General features: G+C 61.8%; 1 protein-coding gene. It reads right to left on the reverse strand.

What is annotated here, in order from left to right; all coding sequences use genetic code 11:
- Positions 1 to 246, reverse strand: a 246-nt coding sequence (locus tag LI92_RS24130; RefSeq protein WP_046322780.1) for a hypothetical protein, incomplete at both ends; no start/stop codon positions are given.

The following is a 246-nucleotide window of genomic DNA, read 5'->3' on the forward strand; positions in this document are numbered from 1 at the left end:
ATCGCTGTTGATGAAGTTGTCGACGCCCGTGTGGATCGGGGTGTAAATCCACTCATCGAACAACTCGGTCAAACCCACCGGCGACGCCAACGCCGCCAACGGTTCACCCAAACCATCCAGATTGGCCCACGCAGCATCCCAATGCGCCGGGTCGAAGAAGGTGCTCCACGCCGTGGCGTCGGTGAACGCATCCCAGTCGACGCCGCTGGTCGCCGCGTCCACAAACGGCGAGAACAGCTGGTCGAA

The organism is Mycobacterium sp. UM_Kg1 (genome assembly GCF_000972925.1).
GTDB classification, from domain to species: Bacteria; Actinomycetota; Actinomycetes; order Mycobacteriales; family Mycobacteriaceae; genus Mycobacterium; species Mycobacterium hiberniae.